Source organism: Pseudomonas thermotolerans DSM 14292 (assembly GCF_000364625.1).
Taxonomy (GTDB): Bacteria; Pseudomonadota; Gammaproteobacteria; order Pseudomonadales; family Pseudomonadaceae; genus Aquipseudomonas; species Aquipseudomonas thermotolerans.
This window is the reverse complement of sequence record NZ_KB822627.1, coordinates 1-19,637: the sequence shown is the minus strand read 5'-3', so window position 1 is coordinate 19,637 and position 19,637 is coordinate 1. Positions and strand designations below refer to the sequence as shown.

The following is a 19,637-nucleotide window of genomic DNA, read 5'->3' as shown; positions in this document are numbered from 1 at the left end:
CCAAATGCGAGGCATACCACCATGCAACCGATCAAAGCCCTGTACACCGCCACCGTAACCGCCACCGGAGGCCGCGACGGCCGCGCCGTTTCCACCGACGGCAACCTGGACGTAAAGCTGACCACCCCCCACGAACTGGGCGGCCAGGGTGGCAACGCCACCAACCCGGAGCAGCTGTTCGCCGCCGGCTACTCGGCCTGCTTCATCGGTGCCCTGAAGTTCGTCGCCAGCCAGAAGAAGATCTCCTTCCCGGCTGACGCCTCGATCACCGGCAAGGTCGGCATAGGCCAGATTCCCGGCGGCTTCGGCCTGGAGGTGGAGCTGAACATCAGCCTGCCCGGCCTCGACCGCGCGGTCGCCGAAGAGCTGATCGCCGCAGCCCACCAGGTCTGCCCGTACTCCAACGCCACCCGCGGCAACATCGAAGTCCGCCTGAATCTCGTCTGAGCCCCGATCCCCCATTACCCGAGGACCCTGCAATGAAACCGATCAGCACCTTTGCCGCCGGCAGCCTGCTCGCCCTGGCCGTCGGTACCGCCCTGGCCGCCGGTAGCCCTGGCGTCGAACGCAACACCCAACGCTTCCTCGAAGCCCTGGAAGCCGGGGGTGGCCAGCCGCTGGAAACCCTTTCGCCCAAGGATGCCCGCGCCGTGCTGGTCGGTGCCCAGGAGGGCGTCAAGGTCGATCTCTCCGGCATCACAGTGGAGGACCGGACCATTCAGGCCGACGGGCGGAGCATCCCTCTGACCATCGTCCGCCCGGAGGGCGCCCGGGGCGAAATACCGGTGTTCATGTTCTTCCACGGTGGCGGCTGGGTGCTCGGCGACTACCCGACCCACGCCCGGCTGATCCGCGACCTGGTGGTGAATTCCGGGGCGGTGGCGGTCTACGTCGGTTACACGCCGTCGCCGGAAGCCAAGTACCCAGTGGCGATCAACCAGGCCTACGCCGCAACCCGCTGGGTCGCCGAGCATGGCAGGGAGATTGGTGTGGATGGCTCGCGCCTGGCGGTGGCCGGTAACAGCGTCGGCGGCAACATGGCCGCGGTAGTGGCGCTGATGGCCAAGGAAAAGGTTCTTCGCGGAATCGGGGGAAAGAGCGAGTTGACAGTCAGGGAAGTGGGTAGATTGGCAGTCGCCAAACAAACCAACTCCCACGCCCTGCTGTCGCCGTGCATCCTATTGATCTTGCCGCTTTCTGGCCAGGCTACGCGATTGTCGCCTGTCGCCAAGCCACTCACGGCACCCTGCTAATCAGCCTCGAACCCCAGGCCGAGCGCTTACCGATTTGCAGCCGGTGTGCCAAGCCCAGCCCGTTGATCCACGAGCGGCGAGTCCGTCAGGTGCGTGATCGCGATCTGCTCGACCAGCGCGTCCTGCTGCAACTGCCGGTGCGTCGTGTCGACTGCCTGAGTTGCGGGCGGGTAACCGAGCGGATTGACTGGCTGGAGCCGGCCTCCCGCTTGACCCAGCGCATGCGCGCCTGGCTCGAGGGCTTGCTGCAACTGTTGCCGATCAGCCACGTCAGTCGCCTCACCGGCCTGCACTGGCACACCCTCAAGGCACTCGACAAGCGCCGCTTGGAAGCCTCGGTTGGCGCGTTTGAGCCAGGCGACGTCCGCCGCTTGGTGATGGATGAGTTCGCCCTGCACAAGGGCCATCGTTACGCCACGGTGATCATGGATGCCGAGCGGACGCGGGTGCTGTGGGTCGGCCACGGCAACAGCCGTGAGGCGATCCGCCCGTTCTTCGAGTTGCTCGGCGAACGCTGTCAGCAGATCGAGGCGGTGGCGATGGACATGAACACGGCGTTCGACCTGGAGGTGAAACAGCATTGCCCACGGGCCGAAGTGGTGTACGACCTGTTCCATGTGGTGGCGCGCTACGGGCGCGAGGTGATCGACCGCATCCGGGTCGACCAGGCCAACCGCCTGCGCGAGGACAAGCCGGCGCGCAAGGTGGTCAAGCAAAGCCGCTGGCTGCTGCTGCGCAATCGCGAAAACCTCAAGGACGGGCAGGCCGTGCAATTGCAGGAACTGCTCGCGGCCAACCAGCCGCTGGCCACGGTCTATGTGCTCAAGGATGCCCTGAAGGAAGTCTGGTACGCCCCCAGCGTGCGGGAAGGCTGGCGGCGCTGGCGAGCCTGGCTGCGGCATGCCCGGGACAGCGGTCTCGCACCGCTACAGCGCTTCGCCCGCAACCTGCGCAAATATGCCCGGGGCATTCTCGCCAGTGCTTGCTTCCCCATGCATACCAGCGTCCTGGAGGGTGTGAACAACCGCATCAAGGTGATCAAGCGCATGGCCTATGGCTTCCGGGACTCAGCCTACTTCTTCCTGAAAATCAAGGCCGCCTTCCCCGGGAAAGCGCGATGAACCAAGGAAAAAGGCACGCCGAAGCTGCGCTACCAGCTGCTGCTCTGGCCGGTGACCGACGCCAGCTTCGATAACGCCTCCTACCAGCAGTTCGCCGAAGGGCACTTCCTCACTCGCAACATGATGAAGTGGTTCTGGGACAGCTACACCACCGATCCCAGGCAGCGTGCCGAGATCCACGCTTCGCCGCTGCAGGCCACGCCCGATCAGCTCCAGGGCCTGCCGCCGGCGCTGGTGCAGACCGCCGAGTTCGACGTGCTGCGCGACGAAGGCGAAGCCTACGCTCGCAAGCTGGACGCAGCCGGTGTGGAGGTCACCGCGGTGCGCTACAACGGCATGATCCACGACTTCGGCCTGCTCAACGTGGTCAGCGAGGTGCCGGCGGTACGGGCGGCCCTGCGTCAGGCCGGCGAGGAGCTGAAGAAGCACCTGCAGTAACCCTGCAGCAGAAACGAAAAGGCCCGGCAAGTTGCCGGGCCTTTGCATGCTCGCGATCGGGATCAGACCTTGGCGCGGGCCTTGTACTCGCCGGTGCGGGTATCGATCTCGATGTAGTCGCCGATTTCGCAGAATTCAGCCACTTTCAGTTCGTAGCCGTTGTTCAGGCGGGCGGTCTTCATCACCTTGCCGGAGGTATCGCCACGCACGGCCGGTTCGGTGTAGGCGATCTGCCGCACGATGGTGGTCGGCATCTCGATGGAGATCACGCGCTCGTTGTAGAACACCGCTTCGCAGACGTCCTGCATGCCGTCTTCGATGTAGTTCAGGGTGTCGCCCAAGTCGTCCTTCTCGATCTCGTACTGGTTGAACTCGCTGTCCATGAACACGTACATGGGGTCGGCGAAGTAGGAGAAGGTCACTTCCTTGCGCTCGAGGATGACCGGCTCGAACTTGTCGTCGGCTTTGTACACGGTCTCGGTGGCCTGGCCATTGAGCAGGTTCTTCAGCTTCATCTTGACCACGGCGGCGTTACGGCCGGATTTGTTGTATTCGGCTTTCTGGATGACCCAGGGCTCGCCGTTGATCATGGCCACTTGGCCGGCACGAAACTCTTGTGCGGTTTTCATACGGATATCCGTCTTGAATGGGAGACAAAAAACAGGCCGCGTATCATAGCCGAGTTGCGCAAAACTGCACCAGCTTTGCCGCCAGGTCCTCCTGCCCCGCCAGTTCCCGGGCCCAGCGTTCGGCATGGGCGCAGAGCTCCGACCAGTTGGCCCGAACCGCCAGCCAGGGCTCGGCCAGGGCCTCCCCGGCGTTCCAGGCGCGCCACAGGCCGCGCAGCGCGATGGCGGCGGCGGGCTCAATATCCGCCAGGTAGAGGTCGAGGAAGGCCTCCAGCTTCGCCCAGTGAGCGCCCTCCTCCTGCTGGTAGATGTGCCAGAGCAGCGGTCGGCCCGCCCACTGGCCGCGCAGGAAGGAGTCCTCGCCACGCACCAGGTTGAAGTCGCAGCACCACAGGAGACGGTCGTAGTCGTCCTGCTCCACGAAGGGCAGCACGTGGATGCTCAGCGCGCCGCGCCGCTGGCAGTCGCCGGCGCGCAACCCGGCAATGCCGAGCCAGGCTTCCAGGTCGCCGAGGATGCGCCCTTCCGGCACCAACAGTTGGGTCGTCTCGGCGGACGTCGCAAGTGCATCCAGCCAGCTGCCGAGCCCCGGATTCTCGTAGCTGAACAGGGAGATCAGCAGCGCCTCGGGGCGGCGCTGCACGCCCAACGCCAGCAGGAAGGCCTGCTGCGCCTGGCGATCGGCACGGAAGGCATCGCGCCGCTCCAGCAGCCCGCGCTCCCGCGGCAGGCCGCCGGTGGCTGCGTCGAAGCCGGGAAAGAAGAAGTACTTGGCCAGGCCGTCGGGCTGCGGCGATGGCAGGCCGTGGCAGCCTGTCACCCAGTCCTCGGCGCTCAGGTACTCGAGATTCAGCCACAGCCGCCCCTGGCGCCCGACCAGGGCCTGCACGTAGGCCTCCGGCAGCTGGCAAGCGAAGGCCTCGATCACCACCTCGGCTGGTTCCACCGGGCGCCAGTCCGGGTGCCAGGCGCGTACCTCGACGCCGCGCTGCCACTGGCGGTCGGCCCGGGGATCGGCGTCCGGGCAGAGTCGCGCGAAGGCGCGCAGGTCGTCCACCCAGAGGCGCACCGCCTGGCCGTGCTCGGCCACCAGTTGGCGGGCCAGGCGCCAGGTCACGCCGATGTCACCGTAGTTGTCGACGACGCTGCAGAAGATGTCCCAGGTGGCTTTCATGGTTTCGACCCAATAAAGGAAGGGCTCGTCGCTTCAGGCCGGCACCATAGCGCCCGACCACGGCGAACTCCAGCCCTCAGCCCCGCGCCGCCAGCAGCCGGGCCGCGCCCTGGGCCTTGCGCACGAACCAGAGCACCCGGCTCACCCCGCGAGTGATGGCCACGTAGGCCAGGCGCAGGCTTTCGTCGCGCATCGCCTGGTCGTAAGTGTTGCGAAAGAACCCCGAGCAGGCGTACAGCGCATTGCGCAGCGGATGCGACTCCGGTGCCAGACAGTCATCGAGGATGATCGCCACCTCGGCTTGCAGACCCTTGGCGCGGTGGATGCTGTAGCAGCGCACCGGCAGGCGCTTGCCCAGCTGCGCCTGGATCGCCCGCAGCGGCTCGTTGCGCCGACTCAGCACCAGCACCGCGGTGCGTTCGGCCCGCTGGCGAGTGGCGACATGCTCGCACTGGGCGCGGATCTCGGCCAGCAGCTCCGGCAGGCGGCTCTTCGAGTCGAAGCCCTGCACCAGGCGCACGCCGTGGTCGCCGGCCTGCATGGCCCGGAACGCCCGGCTGTGCTTGGCCTGCTTGCAGGCCACCTCGGCCAGCAGCGCCTCGGCGTCGCGGATCACCGGCTCGATGGAGCGGTAGTTGGTGTTCAGCAGCAGCACGGCGCTCTTCCTAGCCTTGCCACGGAACGGGAAGTGACGGTCGAAGTCCATGAACAGCTCCGGTGAACTGCCGCGCCAACCGTAGATGGACTGCCAGTCGTCGCCGATGGCCATCAGGCTGACCTTCTCTCCGCGACGCACCAACTGGCGATGCACGGCCTGCAGCCACTGGACGATCTGCGGCGAAATGTCCTGGAACTCGTCGATCAACAGGTGGCTCAGGGGCGCCAGCTGCGCCGTGGTGACGCCCTGCCCCTCACCAGCCAGGCGCTCGCCGAGCTGACGGAAGGCGGCGTTGAAGGTCAGCATACCCTGCCCGGCCAGCTGTGCCTCGAAGCGCGCCCAGAACAACTGGAGCGCCTCGACGAATTGCCGCTCCCGGGGTGGACAGGCCAGCCTGTGCGGCTCCAGACGGTCGACGCGCAGGCCGATGCTCTCGATGAACCCGGCCTGCACATAGAAGGCCTCGAACAAGGGCACGGCGGCGAACTCCCCGGCCAGCCGGAAGCCCTCCAGCGGCGCCCTGGGCTTGCCGCGCCGCCGCCCCTCCGACTCGGGCACGGGGGAGCCCAGCAGGCCATGGACCAGTGCGCGGAAGCGCTCGTCCTCGGCATAGCAAGCCTGGTAGACCTGCCGCAAGACGCACTGCTGGGCCGGGCGCAGGCGCCCGCCGGCCAGCGGATTGTCCGGCTCGCCAGGCTCCTCCAACTGCTCGAACCAGACCGGATCGCCCAGCAGCTCGCGAGCCAGCACGCCCATGGCCGAGTGGAAGGTGCGCACGCACTGACGGGCCTGGGCGGCCTCGAAGGGATAGCCCCAGAACGCCAGCACCTTGCTCAGCCGCTCGCGCAGCTCGGCGCAAGAGGCATTGGTGAAGGAGATTACCGTCAGGCGTTCCGGCGCGATGCCCAGGTGGCAGAGCATGAACACCACCCGCAGGATCAGGGTGGTGGACTTGCCGGAGCCGGCCCCGGCAAAGATCCGGGTCAGCGGCTGGCGAGCGAGGATCATCGCCCACTGCTCGTCCGAGGGGGCGCCGATCACGCCGGCGGCGACGGCTTCCGCCACCCTGGCGCGCATCGCCGCCACCTGCTCCGCGGCGATCTTCCAGGGCGCCGGGCCGTAGATCCCGGCGCTGGCGGCAGCCGGCTTGCCGGCGGGCTTGCTGACGCACGTGCTGCGGCTGGCGGCCTTCTTCCTGCGCGCTTTCACCGGCTGCGGCTCGGCCGCCTCGCGCTCGGCGCGCAGGTAGGCGGCGGTCCGCGGGAAGCATCGCGCCAGGGCGCCGGCGAACAGCTGTTGGTAGCGCTTGACGGCAGACAACATCCTACGGATTCCGCTCCGGGCAAGAGATAAGTGCCTGAATGATAAGTGCTTTTGCCCGGCGACCGGTAAACCGTCCGAGGAACGGAACGCTGCGCTCCGAGTCAAGAGCCTTCCCGCCTAAGCTAATATCAAAAAAGTATTTATATTTAATTTTTTAGATCGTTTAGCTTTGTCAAACCGGACCACCGGATTCTGAAATCGCCTGAAAAACCTTTTCATGATCCGGCCTTCCGCCCGCGGCCGGTCTCGCTTGGAGAACTGCCATGCCCGCCAGTCCGTTTCCGCGCCGCCTGTTCAGCGCCCTGACCCTCTCCGTCCTGTCCTTCGCAGCCCAGGCGGCCGACTTCACCGTCGCCTACCAGACCACCGTCGACCCAGCCAAGGTGGCCCAGGCCGACGGTGCCTACGAAAAAGCCACCCAGTCGAAGATCGACTGGCGCAAGTTCGACGGTGGCGCCGAGGTGATCACCGCGGTGGCGTCCGGCGACGTGCAGATCGGCTACGTAGGCTCCAGCCCCCTGGCCGCCGCAGCGACCCGCCAGCTGCCGATCCAGACCTTCCTGATCGCCACCCAGATCGGCGATGGCGAAGCCCTGGTGGCACGCAACGGCAGCGGCATCGACCAGCCGCAGGACCTGGTCGGCAAGAAGGTCGCGGTGCCCTTCGTCTCCACCGGCCACTACAGCCTGCTGGCCGCTCTCAAGCACTGGCAGATCGACCCGGGCAAGGTGCAGATCCTCAACCTGGCGCCGCCGGCGATCATCTCCGCCTGGCAGCGCGGCGACATCGACGCCACCTACGTCTGGGATCCTGCCCTAGGGGTCGCCAAGCAGAGCGGCAAGGTGCTGATCAGCTCCGGCGAGCTGAGCAAGCTGGGCGCGCCCACCTTCGACGCCTGGATCGTGCGCAAGGACTTCGCCGAGAAGCACCCCGAGGTGGTCCGCGCTTTCGCCCAGGTGACCCTGGACGCCTACGCCGAGTACCGCAAGGACCCTCAGGCCTGGCTGGACAACCCGGAGAACATCGCCAAGGTGGTCAGACTCTCCGGCGCCAAGGCCGAAGACATCCCGCTACTGCTGCAGGGCAACGTCTTCCCCCTGGCTGCCGATCAGGCCCAGGTCCTCGGCGCGCCCACCGTCCAAGCGATCACCGACACCGCTCGCTTCCTCAAGGAACAGGGCAAGGTGGAAGCGGTGCTGCCGGACTACTCGCCCTACGTGAGCAACCAGTACGTGGCCAACTGAGCCGAGTTTCGCGAGGGTGCGGTAGGGACGCCGCCCATCGCGTCCACACTTCCCGGAGTCTCCCATGGCACTACTCGAACTGCTGCGCGTCAGCGCCCGGTACCCCGGCGCCACCGGCCCGGTACTCCACGACATTTCCCTGTGCCTCGGCCCCGGCCAACTGCTGGTCGCTCTCGGGCCGTCCGGCAGCGGCAAGACCACCCTGCTCAACCTGATCGCCGGCTTCGTCGCCCCCAGCGCCGGACGCATCAGCCTCGACGGCGTGCCGGTGCAGGGCCCCGGCGCCGAACGCGGCGTGGTGTTCCAGGACGACGCCCTGCTGCCCTGGCAGGACGTGCTCGGCAACGTCGCCTTCGGCCTGCAGCTGGCCGGAGTGCCGCGCGCCGAACGAGAAGCCAGGGCGCGCCAGCTGCTGGCCCTGGTCGACCTGGCCGGCTTCGAGCGGCGGCGCATCTGGGAACTGTCCGGCGGGCAGAAGCAGCGCGTCGGTCTGGCCCGGGCGCTGGCCGCCGATCCCCGGGTGCTGCTGATGGACGAGCCCTTCGGCGCCCTGGATGCCTTCATCCGCGAGCAGATGCAGGAACTGCTCCTGCAGGTCTGGCAACGCACCCGCAAGCCGGTGCTGCTAATCACCCACGACATCGAGGAGGCGGTGTTCCTGGCCACCGACCTGATCCTCCTCGCCCCCAACCCCGGACGCATCGCCGAGCGCCTGAGCCTGGACTTCGCTCAGCGCTACGCCGCCGGGGAAAGCGCGCGGTCGATCAAGTCCGATCCGCGCTTCATCGAAACCCGCGAGCACGTGCTCGCCCAGGTCTTCGCCGAGCGTCTTAGGAGGTCCGCATGAGCAGTCTGGACAGCCTGGAACTGCCCGCCCCGGCCAACCCCGCAACATCCACTGAACACCGCCCGCGCCGCGAGCCGAGCCTGGCGCTGATCGGCGGCTTGACCGTGGCCGGCCTGCTGTTCGCCTGGTGGGCAGTGACCAGCGCCGGGCTAATCGAGCCGCTGTTCCTGCCCAGCCCGCAGGCGGTGCTGGCGCGCGCCTGGCGACTGCTCGGCGAGGGGTACATGGAGGCCAGCCTGGGCCAGCACCTGGCCGCCAGTCTCGGACGCATCGGCCTGGCCCTGCTCGCCGCGCTGCTCACCGCCATTCCGCTGGGCATCGCCATCGGCCGTCACCGCCTGGTGCGCGGCATCTTCGATCCGCTGATCGAGTTCTACCGGCCGATCCCGCCGCTCGCCTACCTGCCGCTGATCGTCATCTGGTGCGGCATCGGCGAGCTGTCCAAGGTGCTGTTGATCTACCTGGCGATCTTCGCCCCGCTGGCCATCGCCACCGCCACCGGGGTACGCAGCGTCGACCCGGCCAGGCTGCGCGCCGCCCAGTCGCTGGGCGCCAGCCCGGCCCAGCTGGTGCGCCACGTAATCCTCCCCGGCGCCCTGCCGGAGATACTCACCGGCATCCGCATCGGCCTCGGCGTCGGCTGGTCGACCCTGGTGGCCGCCGAACTGATCGCCGCCACCCGCGGGCTGGGCTTCATGGTCCAGTCAGCGGCGCAGTTCCTGGTCACCGACGTGGTGATCCTCGGCATCCTGGTCATCGCCCTGATCGCCTTCGCTCTGGAACTGGGCCTGCGCGCCCTGCAGCGCAAGCTGGTGCCCTGGCACGGCCAGGCGCACTGAAGCGACAACTGCGGGCCGAGTGCCTGATCAGTCCTGCCGGCGGGCGCGCAGCCAGGCTGCCAGGTCCGGCGCGGCCAGGGGCCGGGCGAACAGGTAGCCCTGGGCCACGTGGTAGCCCTGCTCGGCCAGCAGACGGTGCTGGGCCTCGCTCTCGATACCCTCGGCGACCACCGTGAGATCAAGGCTTTCGCCCAGGCGGATGACCGCCTCGCTGAGCGCCCGGTTGGTAGCGTCGTGTTCCAGGTCGAGGACGAAGCTGCGGTCCAGCTTGAGCTCCTGGATCGGCAGTCGGCGCAGATAGCTGAGACTCGAGTAGCCGGTGCCGAAGTCGTCCATGGACAGCCGCACGCCCTGCTCGTGCACCGCATGCAGGGTCTCCAGGGTGCCGGGGTTGCTGTCCATCAGCACGCTCTCGGTGATCTCCAGGGTCAGGTCACCGGGCTGCAGCCCGTGGCTGGTCAGGACCTGCTCGATGAAGGCCGGCAGTTCGAGGTTGTGGAAATTGGTCGGCGACAGGTTGACCGCCACCGTGGGCACCTCGAGGCCGTTGCGGCGCCATTCGGCGAGCTGCCGGCAGGCCTCGCGCAGGGCCCAGAGGCCCAGCCCGCCGATCAGGCCGCAGTCCTCGGCCAGCGGGATGAAGCGCACCGGAGAGATGTCGCCGAGCACCGGATGATGCCAGCGGGCCAGCGCCTCCAGGCCGTAGAGGCGGCCGTCGTCCAGACATACCTGGGGCTGGTAGTAGAGCTGCAGGCTGCCGTCGGTCAAAGCCTCGCGCAGGGCATTCTCCAGGGCCAGACGCTCCTGGGCGATACTGTTCAGTTCCGGACTGTAGAAGCGGAAGCCGCCGCGCTCCGCCTGTTTCGCCTGGGACATGGCCATATCGGCACGGTGGATCAGGCTGGTGATGTCCTGGCCGTCGCCGGGGTACAGGCTGATGCCAATGCTGATCGACGGTTTGAAGAGGGTGCCGGCGATGGACACCGGCGCGGTGAGTATCGACTTGACTTGCTCGACCTTCTCGGTGATCTGCTCGCTGCCGCAGTACGGCAGGACCAGCACGAATTCGTCCACCGACATCCGGCTGACGATGTCGGAATGCTGCCGCCAGCGCCCCAGGCGTTCGGCGATCACCCGCAGCAGCTCGTCGCCGGCGGTCAGGCCGAGGGAGTCGTTGACCTGCTTGAAGCGGTCCACGTCGATGAACAGCACGGCCAGGGAATCCTCCTGACGCGCCACCTCGGCCAGCGCTTCCTCGGCGCGGATGTGCAGCAGGCTGCGGTTGGGCAGGCCGGTCAGGCTGTCGTAGTAGGCCAGCTGGCGGATGTGCGAACGGGATTCCTCGCGCTCCAGGGCCAGGGCGCAAAGGTGCACGCTGACCTCCACCAGCCGCTCGTGCAGCGGCGAGGGGCTGCACGGTTCGCGGTAGTAGAAGGCGAAGGTGCCGAGCACCCGGCCGGTGCTGGACTTGATCGGCACCGACCAGCAGGCGCGCAGGCCCAGCGGCAGGGCCAGGTGCTTGTAGTCGGCCCAGCGCGGGTCGTGCTCGATGTCAGAACAGAGCACCGGCTCGCCCAGGTAGGCAGCGGTTCCGCAGGAGCCGGAGTTGGGCCCGATGGGCACCCGTCGAGGGCCCGCGAGTAGCTCTCCGGCAGGCTGGGCGCCGCCAGCGGATGGACGTGGCCCTGCTCGTCGACCCGCAGCACAGAGGCCAGCACCTCGGGGGCGAAGTTCTCCACCTCGCGACAGGCCAGCTCCATCACCTTTTCCAGCGGTTCCTCCTGGATCATCGCCTGGAGCATGCAGCTCTGCAGCACCTCGTGGATCTTCACCTGGGTGATGTCGGTGAGCACGGTCACGGTGCCAGTCAACTGGCCGCTGGCATCGAACACCGGGTTGGTGGCGCTCTTGCACCAGATGCGCTTGCCATCCTTGGTACAGGCGACTTCCTCGGCGTGGTAGGGCTTTCCTTCGGTCAGTTGCCTGCGTACCTTGCCTGCGTACCTCCTCGATACGCGCCGCACTGAAGTAGGGAGCGACCATGGCGATCGGCGTGCGGCCGATGACCTCCTCCTGGGCATAGCCGAACAGTCGGCAGAAGCCGGCGTTCACGTAGGTGGTCCGCCACTCCATGTCAGTGATCAGCACAGCATGGTCGGTGTGGTCCACCACCAGAGACAGCAGGTTGAGCTTGGCGCTTTCCTCGTACTGGCGGGTGACGTCCTTGACGAAGGCCGCGTAGATGATCTGCCCCTCCGCCTGGATCTTGGAGATCGACATGGAGCCCCAGCGGCGTTCCCCGTCGGCACGCAGGATGGGCACATCCAGGCTGCCACCGATGATCCGGTTGACCCCAGTGCAGCGGTTGGCCTCGATGTAGCTGTCGTGGCGCTCCCGGAACTCCGGCGGCATCAGCGTGCGTACGTTGTGGCCGAGCACCTCGTCGCGCCCCAGCCCCCAGAGCTGCTCCGCCGCCCGGTTGAAGAGGATGATGCGATTGTCGCTGTCGATGACCACGACACCGTCGATTGCCTGCTCCAGGGTTTGTACGAGGATCTCGGATAGATTCGGTGCGGTCATGGGCGCGACAGTCACAGGACGGGGATTGAGGGAAGCCTCAGGGCAATGGTCGAGAGCCGTGCAGCGGCGCCACGGACGTACAGGGTCGGGATCTGCCGGATGCTGGCCAGGATGCCCAAAGGAGGATAAGGCGACCGAGAGTGGCCGCTCCCGAATCCCTGCATGGTGTGCGCTCCTTCGCAGCGGCCCATCCTTCCTGCATCAGGGCGAAACGCTGCATTGCGCTGGACGAATAGTGGCGCATTGATACCTGTATAGCTCATGTCCATCATTAACTTGGGTCAATAAATCGGCAGATCCCGATACCTCATGCCGAAAGCCCCCTGGCACGCAGGTTGAGCGGCTCAACCAGGCCGGCAGCGATGGCCATGCCGACCAGGTCGGGCAGGCGCTCGGCCTGCATGCGCTTCATTACCCGGGAGCGGTAGAGGTCCACGGTCTTCACGCTGACCTGCAACTGCTCGGCGATCTCGCGGTTGGTGTAGCCCTGCACCAGCGGCAGCAGTACGTCGCGCTCGCGCGGGGTCAGCCTGTCCAGGCGGCGCTGCAGGTCGGCATCCACGCCATGGTTACTGCGCTTCTGCTGCTGACAGGCCAGGGCCTGCTGCACGCTGTCGAGGAGCAGCTGCTCGTTGTAGGGCTTCTCGATGAAGTCCCGCGCGCCAGCCTTGAAGGCGCGCACCACTATGGGCACGTCGGCGTGGCCGCTGACGAAGATGATCGGCAGGTCGATACCCCGCGCGCGCATCTCCTCTTGGACGTTCAGCCCGCCCATCCCGGGCATGCGCACGTCGAGCAGCACGCAGGCCTCCAGGGCCGGATCGCAGGCCTCCAGAAAAGCCCGCCCGTTGGTGAACGGTAGCGCCTTGAGGCCGACCGATTCGAGCAGCCAGACGGTGGACTCGAGCATTCCCTGATCGTCGTCCACCACGTACACCACCTGAGTCATTCCCCTAGCGTCCCCTCTTCTTATCAGTGCACCGGCAGCCAGCAGCGCATCACCAGACCGCCCTGCTCCCCCCGCCGGCCGTCCAGGAAACCGCCGAAGCCTTCGACTATGCTGCGGCTCATCGACAGACCGAGCCCTAGGCCCTCCGGCTTGCTGGTGTAGAACGGCGTGAACACCTGCTCCAGCTCGGCATCGCCGAGCCCCGGCCCCTGGTCGCGGACCTCGATGGCCAGGCCGCCCGCCTCGGCCCGGGCCAGCAGCTCGACCTCGGAGTCCTGGCCCGGATGGGCCTCGGCATTGGCATCGATGGCGTTGCGCAGCAGGTTGAGCAACACCTGCTCGAGCAACACCCGGTCGGCGTAGACCGGCGGCAGATTGTCCGACAATTGCTCGAGGATAGTCACCTGCCGGGCATCGGCTTCCCAGGCGCAAAGGCGCACCGCCTCGCGGGCCACCTCGGCCACGTCCAGGGCCTGCATACGCCGCTGCCCCTTGCGCAGGAAGGCACGCAGGCGGCGGATCACCTCCGAGGCGTGGTTGGCGTGCTCGGTGATCCGCTCCAGGCCCTGGGCGACCCGCTCGGCGGCCTGCGGATTCTGCCCCAGAGCCTGCAGGTAGCGCTGGCTGGCGCTGGCATAGTTGACCACCGCGGCCAGCGGCTGGTTGATCTCGTGAGCGATCCCCGAGGCCAGCTCGCCGAGAGTCACCAGCCGCGCGGTGTGCGCCAGTTCGTCCTGATGGCGGCGCTGCTGGGCCTCGCGCAGTTCGCGCTCGCGCATGTCACGGGCCACCAGCGAGTAGTAGCGTTCGCCACCGGCCGCCTGGTGGGCCAGCAGCACCAGGGAGACCGGCAGCGAAGGCGCACCGCCCGGCGGCTGCAGGCGTGCGTCGGCGCTCCATACTCCGCAGCGCTCGGCGCTGGCCCGGCCCTCGCCGTGCAGGCGCTGCAGCTCCTCGGCGGAGAACAGCTCGGCCAGCTGCGGCATCGTCTGGCTCTCGTCGAGCCGCAGGGCGCGCCGCGCCGCCGGATTCAAATAGGTGATGTGCCCTTCGGCGTCGAGGAACAGCACCAAGTCGGTGTTCGCCGAAACCACCTCGGCCAGGCGCCGACGGTTCTCCTCGGCCTGCACCCGCGCGGTGATGTCGCGGGACACGCTTACCACCTCCACCACGTCGCCGGTATAAGTCTCACGGATCGCCCGGCTGGCGGTCTCGAACCACAGGTAGTGGCCGTCGCGGTGGCGGATACGGAAGCTCATGGTGTGGTAGCCGTCCTGGGCTAGGGCGTCGCGGGCGGCGTGCACCAACTGGGCCAGGTCCTGGGCGTGGAACAGCTCCTGGACCGGGCGGCCGCGCAGCTCCTCGGGCCAGTAACCGAGCAGGGTCCAGGACGCCGGCGAGGCGTCGAGGAAGCGGCCATCCGGGGTATGCCGGGAAATCAGGTCGGTGGTGTTCTCGGTGATCAGCCGGTACAGGCGCCGGGCCTGGGCCGCCTCGCGTTCGGCACGCACCTGCGCGCTGGCCTCACGGGCACGGGCCAGCACGTGGTTTTTCCGGGGATCGGGGATGAAGGTCCAGACCAGGATGCGCTCGCCGCAGCTCGCCTCCACCTCCTCGATGGCCCGTCGCTGCTGCAGGCAGGCGCGCACCAGGGCGCGCTGGTTGACCGGCAGGAAGGAGGCCAGCTCGGCCAGCGGACGCTCGGCGAGCAGTGCCAGCAGAGCGGCGTTCAGCTCCAGGGGGCGCGCCTCGGCATCCAGCAGCAGGCTCGGCTGGGGGTCCAGGCCGAGCAGCGGCGAGCCGCGCGACAGCTCGCCGGACAGCGCCAGCAGCGCGTCGAGCAGCTCGTGCACCCAGGCCAGCCAGCCCTGGGACACCCCCTCGCCCAGCTCCACCAGCAGCAGCCCCGGGCGGTTCGCCTCCAGGGCCAGGTCGAAGACCCGGCCGCGGCGGATCGCCGCCCGGCGCAGCCGCCCCGCCAGCCAGCAGTCGAGCTGGCGCACCGCCCCCAGGCTGAGGCTGCCGGCGGCACTCAGACGCTCGAACAGTTGCCGGTCGCTGGCCTCGAGAGGATCACCCTGCCCCGGCGGCAGCTGCTGACCGGAACCCTCGTGGCTGTAGATGCCGGCATGCGCCTGCCAGCTCAGATAGAAGGCCTGGCGTACCTCCGCGCAGCTACGCAGTACCTGGCACAGCGCATCCGCGCGGGTCCCCAGAGGCACCTCTTCGCGCTGCAGGCGCAGCCAGGTTTTCAGACGAACCGGCGGAGCATTCATGGCGAGTCTCTTGTCCAAAGACGGCAAGCATAACGCCTGGCCCCGAGGGGCTTGGCCAGCCTAGAACCAAGGTCGAAGCACGTATAGTAGAAATACCATAAGACACAGGTATAACTTCCATACGAAAACAGCATCGCTATATAAATCTCCCCGAACAATTAGCCAGTTCTCCAGCACCCTCTGAGAGATGGCCGCTAACAATCAGCTATCGGGTATCCAGCATGTCGATTTTCGATCAGGGTCTCGCCCCTGCTGCCGTCAACCATATCGCCCTCACCCCGCTCAGCTTCATCGAGCGCACCGCCAGCGTTTATCCCCATTACCCTGCCGTGATCCACGGCTCGATCCGCCGCACCTGGGCGGAGACCTACGCGCGCTGCCGGCGCCTGGCCTCCGCGCTGGCCGGGCGCGGCGTCGGCAAGGGCGATACTGTGGCGGTGATGCTGCCGAATATCCCGGCGATGCTCGAGGCGCACTTCGGCGTGCCGATGATCGGCGCGGTGCTCAACACCCTGAACGTGCGCCTGGACGCCGAGGCCATCGCCTTCATGCTGCAGCACGGCGAAGCCAAGGTGCTGATCACCGACCGCGAGTTCCACGAGGTGATCCACGCCGCTATCGGCATGCTCGACCACCCGCCGCTGGTGATCGACGTGGACGACCCTGAATACGGCGAGGGCCAGGCGGTCAGCGAGCTGGACTACGAGGCCTTCCTCGCCGAGGGCGACCCCGAGTTCGCCTGGCAGTGGCCCGACGACGAATGGCAGGCCATCAGCCTCAACTACACCTCCGGCACCACCGGCAACCCGAAGGGCGTGGTCTACCACCACCGCGGCGCCTACCTGAACGCCCTGGGCAACCAGATGACCTGGGCCATGGGCCACCACCCGGTATACCTGTGGACCCTGCCGATGTTCCACTGCAACGGCTGGTGCTACCCCTGGACGGTCACCGCCCTGGCCGGCGTGCACGTCTGCCTGCGCCGCGTCGACCCGCAGAAGATCCTCACCCTGATCCGCGAGCACCAGGTTACCCACCTGTGCGGCGCGCCCATCGTGCTCAACGCCTTGGTGAACATGCCGGAATCCGCCAAGACGGCCATCGACCACCCGGTGCACGCCATGGTCGCCGGTGCCGCGCCGCCGGCCAAGGTGATCGGCGCCGTGGAGGAAATGGGCATCAAGGTCACCCACGTCTACGGCCTCACCGAGGTCTACGGCCCGGTCACCGTATGCGCCTGGCATGAGGAGTGGGATCAGCTCAGCCTGGACGAGCGTGCCCGCATCAAGGCCCGCCAGGGCGTGCGCTACCCGACCCTGGAAGGGGTGATGGTCGGCGATCCCAAGACCCTGGAGCCGGTACCGCGCGACGGCGAGACCATCGGCGAGATCTTCATGCGCGGCAACACCGTGATGAAGGGCTACCTGAAGAACCCCAGCGCCACCGAGGAAGCCTTCTCCGGCGGCTGGTTCCACACCGGCGACCTGGCGGTCTGGCATCCGGACGGCTACGTGGAGATCCGCGACCGCCTGAAGGACATCATCATCTCCGGCGGCGAGAACATCTCCACCATCGAGCTGGAAGGCGTGCTCTACCGTCACCCGGCCGTCCTCGAGGCCGCCGTGGTGGCCCGTCCGGACGAGAAATGGGGCGAGACGCCGTGCGCCTTCGTCACCCTCAAGGCCGACCACCAGGACACTAGCGAAGCCGACATCATCAGCTTCTGCCGGGAACACCTGGCCGGCTTCAAGGTACCCAGGACCGTGGTCTTCACCCAGCTGCCGAAGACCTCCACCGGCAAGATCCAGAAGTACGTGCTGCGCGACATGGCCAAGGCCCTGTAAGGCGCTCCGGTCCTCCAGCGCAGCCCTCCCCCGGCCCTTGTCCGCAAGGGCCGAGTGGTGTTCTCTGCCCGGCCGCTCAAGCGCGGCCTGCCTGAGTCAGCCCCGCGCCGCCAGGAATGCCGGCGCCTATGACCGCATGGCGCAGCCCAGCGAAGGGGCCGCGCCTTTCGCCCATCGACAACGAGGTTCCACCATGCCCGAGTACAACGCTCCGCTGCGCGACATGCGCTTCGTCCTCCACGAGGTCTTCGACGCCCCTACCCTCTGGGCGCGTCTGCCGGCCCTCGCCGGTAGCGTGGATGCCGAGACCGCCGACGCCATCCTTGAGGAGGCGGCCAAGGTCACCGGGCAACTGATCGCCCCGCTGAACCGCAGCGGCGACGAGGAAGGCGCGCAGTGGCAGGACGGCGTGGTGACCACCCCGACGGGCTTCCGCGAGGCCTATGCCACCTACGTCCAAGGCGGCTGGGTCGGCCTCTCCGGCAACCCCGAGTACGGCGGCATGGGCATGCCCAAGACCCTCGCCGTGGCCTTCGAGGAGATGCTCTATTCCGCCGGCTCCAGCTTCGCCCTGTATTCCGCGCTGTCCTCCGGCGCCTGCCTGGCCATCGACGCCCATGCCAGCGAGGAGCTCAAGCAGACCTATCTGCCGCCCATGTACGAGGGCCGCTGGGCCGGCTCCATGTGCCTCACCGAGGCCCACGCCGGCACCGACCTGGGACTGATCCGCACCCGCGCCGAGCCCCAGGCCGACGGCAGCTACAAGGTCACCGGCAGCAAGATCTTCATCACCGGCGGCGAACAGGACCTCACCGAGAACATCATCCACCTGGTGCTCGCCAAGCTGCCCGACGCCCCGGCCGGTTCCAAGGGCATCTCGCTGTTCCTGGTGCCCAAGGTGCTGGTCAACGCCGACGGCTCGCTGGGCGCGCGCAACGCGGTGTCCTGTGGTTCCATCGAGCACAAGATGGGCATCAAGGCCTCGGCCACCTGCGTGATGAACTTCGACGGCGCCACCGGCTACCTGATCGGCGAGCCCAACAAGGGCCTGGCCGCCATGTTCACCATGATGAACTACGAGCGCCTGTCCATCGGCATCCAGGGCATCGGCTGCGCCGAGGCCAGCTACCAGAACGCCGTCCGCTACGCCCGCGAGCGCCTGCAGAGCCGCGCGCCGACCGGCCCGGTGGCCCAGGACAAGGCCGCCGACCCGATCATCGTGCATCCCGACGTGCGGCGCATGCTGCTGACCATGAAGGCCCTCACCGAGGGCGGCCGCGCCTTCGCCTGCTACGTCGGCCAGCAGCTCGACCTGGCCAAGTTCAGCGAGGATGACGAAGAGCGCAAGGCCGCGGCCAGTCTGGTCGCCCTGCTCACTCCGGTAGCCAAGGCGTTCTTCACCGACACCGGCCTGGAAAGCTGCGTGCACGGCCAGCAAGTGTTCGGCGGCCACGGCTACATCCGCGAATGGGGCCAGGAACAACTGGTCCGCGACGTGCGCATCGCGCAGATCTACGAAGGCACCAACGGCATCCAGGCCCTCGACCTGCTCGGCCGCAAGGTGGTGGCCGACGGCGGTGCCGCGCTGCGCCGCTTCGCCGCCGAGGTGCGCAGCTTCGCCCAGCAGCACGAGAGCGCCTATGCCGGCGAACTGCTCGCCGAGCTGGAGCGTCTGGAAAGCCTCAGCGGCTGGCTGCTGGAGCAGGCGCGCGGCAATCCGGCGGAGATCGGCGCCGCCTCCGTGGAATACCTGCACCTGTTCGGCTACGTCGCCTACGCCTACGTCTGGGCACGCATGGCCGCCGTCGCCCAGGCGCGGCGCAGCGAGGACGAGGCCTTCTACGCCGGCAAGCTGGCCACCGCCGAGTTCTTCTTCCGCCGCCTGCTGCCGCGCACCCTGAGCCTGGAGGCGAGCATCCGCGCCAGCGCGGCGCCCCTCTACGGCCTGGACGCCGAGCAGTTCTAAAGCCCCTTGAGCGTGACGCGATGCCATTTCCCATTGGGGCATCGCGCTTTTTATTCAGCCGGGTACTCCCCGCACACCCTGATGGAGTGATCCATGCGTGAAGTCGTCATCGTCGCCGCCACCCGAACCGCCATCGGCAGCTTCCAGGGCTCGCTGGCCAACCTTCCCGCTCCCGAGCTGGGCGCCGCGGTGATCCGCCGCCTGCTCGAACAGACCGGCCTGGACGGCGCTGCCGTGGACGAGGTGATCCTCGGCCAGGTGCTCACCGCCGGGGCCGGGCAGAACCCGGCGCGCCAGGCGGCGATCCGCGCCGGGCTGCCGCACGCCGTGCCGGCCATGACGCTCAACAAGGTCTGCGGCTCCGGACTCAAGGCCCTGCACCTGGCCGCCCAGGCGATCCGCTGCGGCGACGCCGAGGTGGTGATCGCCGGCGGCCAGGAGAACATGAGCCTGGCCCCCTACGTGCTGCCCGGCGCGCGCACCGGCCTGCGCATGG

14 protein-coding genes and 4 pseudogenes are annotated in these 19,637 nt (G+C 67.7%); 10 read left to right on the top strand and 8 right to left on the bottom strand.

Annotated features, from left to right (window positions below; translation table 11 throughout):
* Nucleotides 1-21 precede the first annotated feature (21 nt).
* The 4 genes and pseudogenes from H165_RS0116675 to H165_RS18750 form a co-directional block, all read left to right on the top strand.
* The gene (locus tag H165_RS0116675; RefSeq protein ID WP_017940083.1) at nt 22-447 is read left to right on the top strand and encodes an organic hydroperoxide resistance protein; all 426 of its coding nucleotides are present in this window, start codon (nt 22-24) and stop codon (nt 445-447) included.
* Between the two features lie 32 nt (nt 448-479).
* Nucleotides 480-1,073: pseudogene (locus tag H165_RS18755) on the top strand (alpha/beta hydrolase fold domain-containing protein); the annotation flags it as partial.
* Between the two features lie 98 nt (nt 1,074-1,171).
* The gene (locus H165_RS0116665) at nt 1,172-2,374 is read left to right on the top strand and encodes an ISL3 family transposase (RefSeq protein ID WP_026146691.1); all 1,203 of its coding nucleotides are present in this window, start codon (nt 1,172-1,174) and stop codon (nt 2,372-2,374) included.
* A 3-nt stretch (nt 2,375-2,377) separates the two neighbouring features.
* A pseudogene (locus tag H165_RS18750) lies at nt 2,378-2,812 on the top strand (alpha/beta hydrolase fold domain-containing protein); the annotation flags it as partial.
* 62 nt (nt 2,813-2,874) lie between these two features.
* Here H165_RS18750 and efp read toward each other — a convergent pair.
* From efp to H165_RS0116645, 3 genes are all read right to left on the bottom strand, one after another.
* Entirely contained in the window at nt 2,875-3,441 is a 567-nt protein-coding gene (gene efp / locus H165_RS0116655; protein ID WP_017940079.1) for an elongation factor P, read from the bottom strand.
* A 43-nt stretch (nt 3,442-3,484) separates the two neighbouring features.
* Entirely contained in the window at nt 3,485-4,615 is a 1,131-nt protein-coding gene (gene earP, locus H165_RS0116650; protein WP_017940078.1) for an elongation factor P maturation arginine rhamnosyltransferase EarP, read from the bottom strand.
* 76 nt (nt 4,616-4,691) lie between these two features.
* Nucleotides 4,692-6,596, bottom strand: coding sequence for a DEAD/DEAH box helicase (locus H165_RS0116645; RefSeq protein WP_017940077.1), 1,905 nt, complete (start codon nt 6,594-6,596; stop codon nt 4,692-4,694).
* A gap of 263 nt (nt 6,597-6,859) precedes the next feature.
* Between H165_RS0116645 and tauA the strand changes: the two genes are divergently transcribed.
* The 3 genes from tauA (at nt 6,860) to tauC (ending at nt 9,526) form a co-directional block, all read left to right on the top strand.
* Complete coding sequence (gene tauA / locus H165_RS0116640) at nt 6,860-7,840, top strand: taurine ABC transporter substrate-binding protein (protein ID WP_017940076.1); 981 nt, start codon at nt 6,860-6,862, stop codon at nt 7,838-7,840.
* Nucleotides 7,841-7,904: 64 nt separating this feature from the next.
* The gene (gene tauB, locus H165_RS0116635; protein WP_017940075.1) at nt 7,905-8,687 is read left to right on the top strand and encodes a taurine ABC transporter ATP-binding subunit; all 783 of its coding nucleotides are present in this window, start codon (nt 7,905-7,907) and stop codon (nt 8,685-8,687) included.
* Entirely contained in the window at nt 8,684-9,526 is an 843-nt protein-coding gene (gene tauC / locus H165_RS0116630) for a taurine ABC transporter permease TauC (RefSeq protein WP_017940074.1), read from the top strand. Before tauB ends, tauC begins: the two co-directional genes overlap by 4 nt.
* 27 nt (nt 9,527-9,553) lie before the next feature.
* Here tauC and H165_RS20020 read toward each other — a convergent pair whose 3' ends face one another.
* The 5 genes and pseudogenes from H165_RS20020 to H165_RS18740 form a co-directional block, all read right to left on the bottom strand.
* A complete protein-coding gene (locus H165_RS20020; protein WP_282705198.1) occupies nt 9,554-11,440 on the bottom strand; it encodes a putative bifunctional diguanylate cyclase/phosphodiesterase in 1,887 nt (628 codons plus the stop codon).
* A pseudogene (locus H165_RS20120) lies at nt 11,413-11,505 on the bottom strand (hypothetical protein); the annotation flags it as partial. The gene H165_RS20020 and the pseudogene H165_RS20120, both read right to left, overlap by 28 nt.
* A pseudogene (locus H165_RS20015) lies at nt 11,477-12,106 on the bottom strand (PAS domain S-box protein); the annotation flags it as partial. The pseudogenes H165_RS20120 and H165_RS20015, both read right to left, overlap by 29 nt.
* A 307-nt stretch (nt 12,107-12,413) precedes the next feature.
* On the bottom strand, nt 12,414-13,055 hold the full coding sequence (locus tag H165_RS0116605) for a response regulator transcription factor (protein ID WP_017940069.1): 642 nt from the start codon (nt 13,053-13,055) through the stop codon (nt 12,414-12,416).
* Nucleotides 13,056-13,078: 23 nt separating this feature from the next.
* A complete protein-coding gene (locus H165_RS18740; protein WP_017940068.1) occupies nt 13,079-15,331 on the bottom strand; it encodes a PAS domain-containing sensor histidine kinase in 2,253 nt (750 codons plus the stop codon).
* Nucleotides 15,332-15,552: 221 nt separating this feature from the next.
* On the opposite strand from H165_RS18740, the gene H165_RS0116595 reads away from it, so the two are divergent.
* From H165_RS0116595 to H165_RS0116585, 3 genes are all read left to right on the top strand, one after another.
* The gene (locus H165_RS0116595) at nt 15,553-17,175 is read left to right on the top strand and encodes an acyl-CoA synthetase (RefSeq protein WP_017940067.1); all 1,623 of its coding nucleotides are present in this window, start codon (nt 15,553-15,555) and stop codon (nt 17,173-17,175) included.
* 193 nt (nt 17,176-17,368) lie between these two features.
* Entirely contained in the window at nt 17,369-19,141 is a 1,773-nt protein-coding gene (locus H165_RS0116590; RefSeq protein WP_017940066.1) for an acyl-CoA dehydrogenase C-terminal domain-containing protein, read from the top strand.
* Between the two features lie 93 nt (nt 19,142-19,234).
* On the top strand, nt 19,235-19,637 hold a 403-nt coding region (locus H165_RS0116585), incomplete at its 3' end, for a thiolase family protein (protein WP_017940065.1).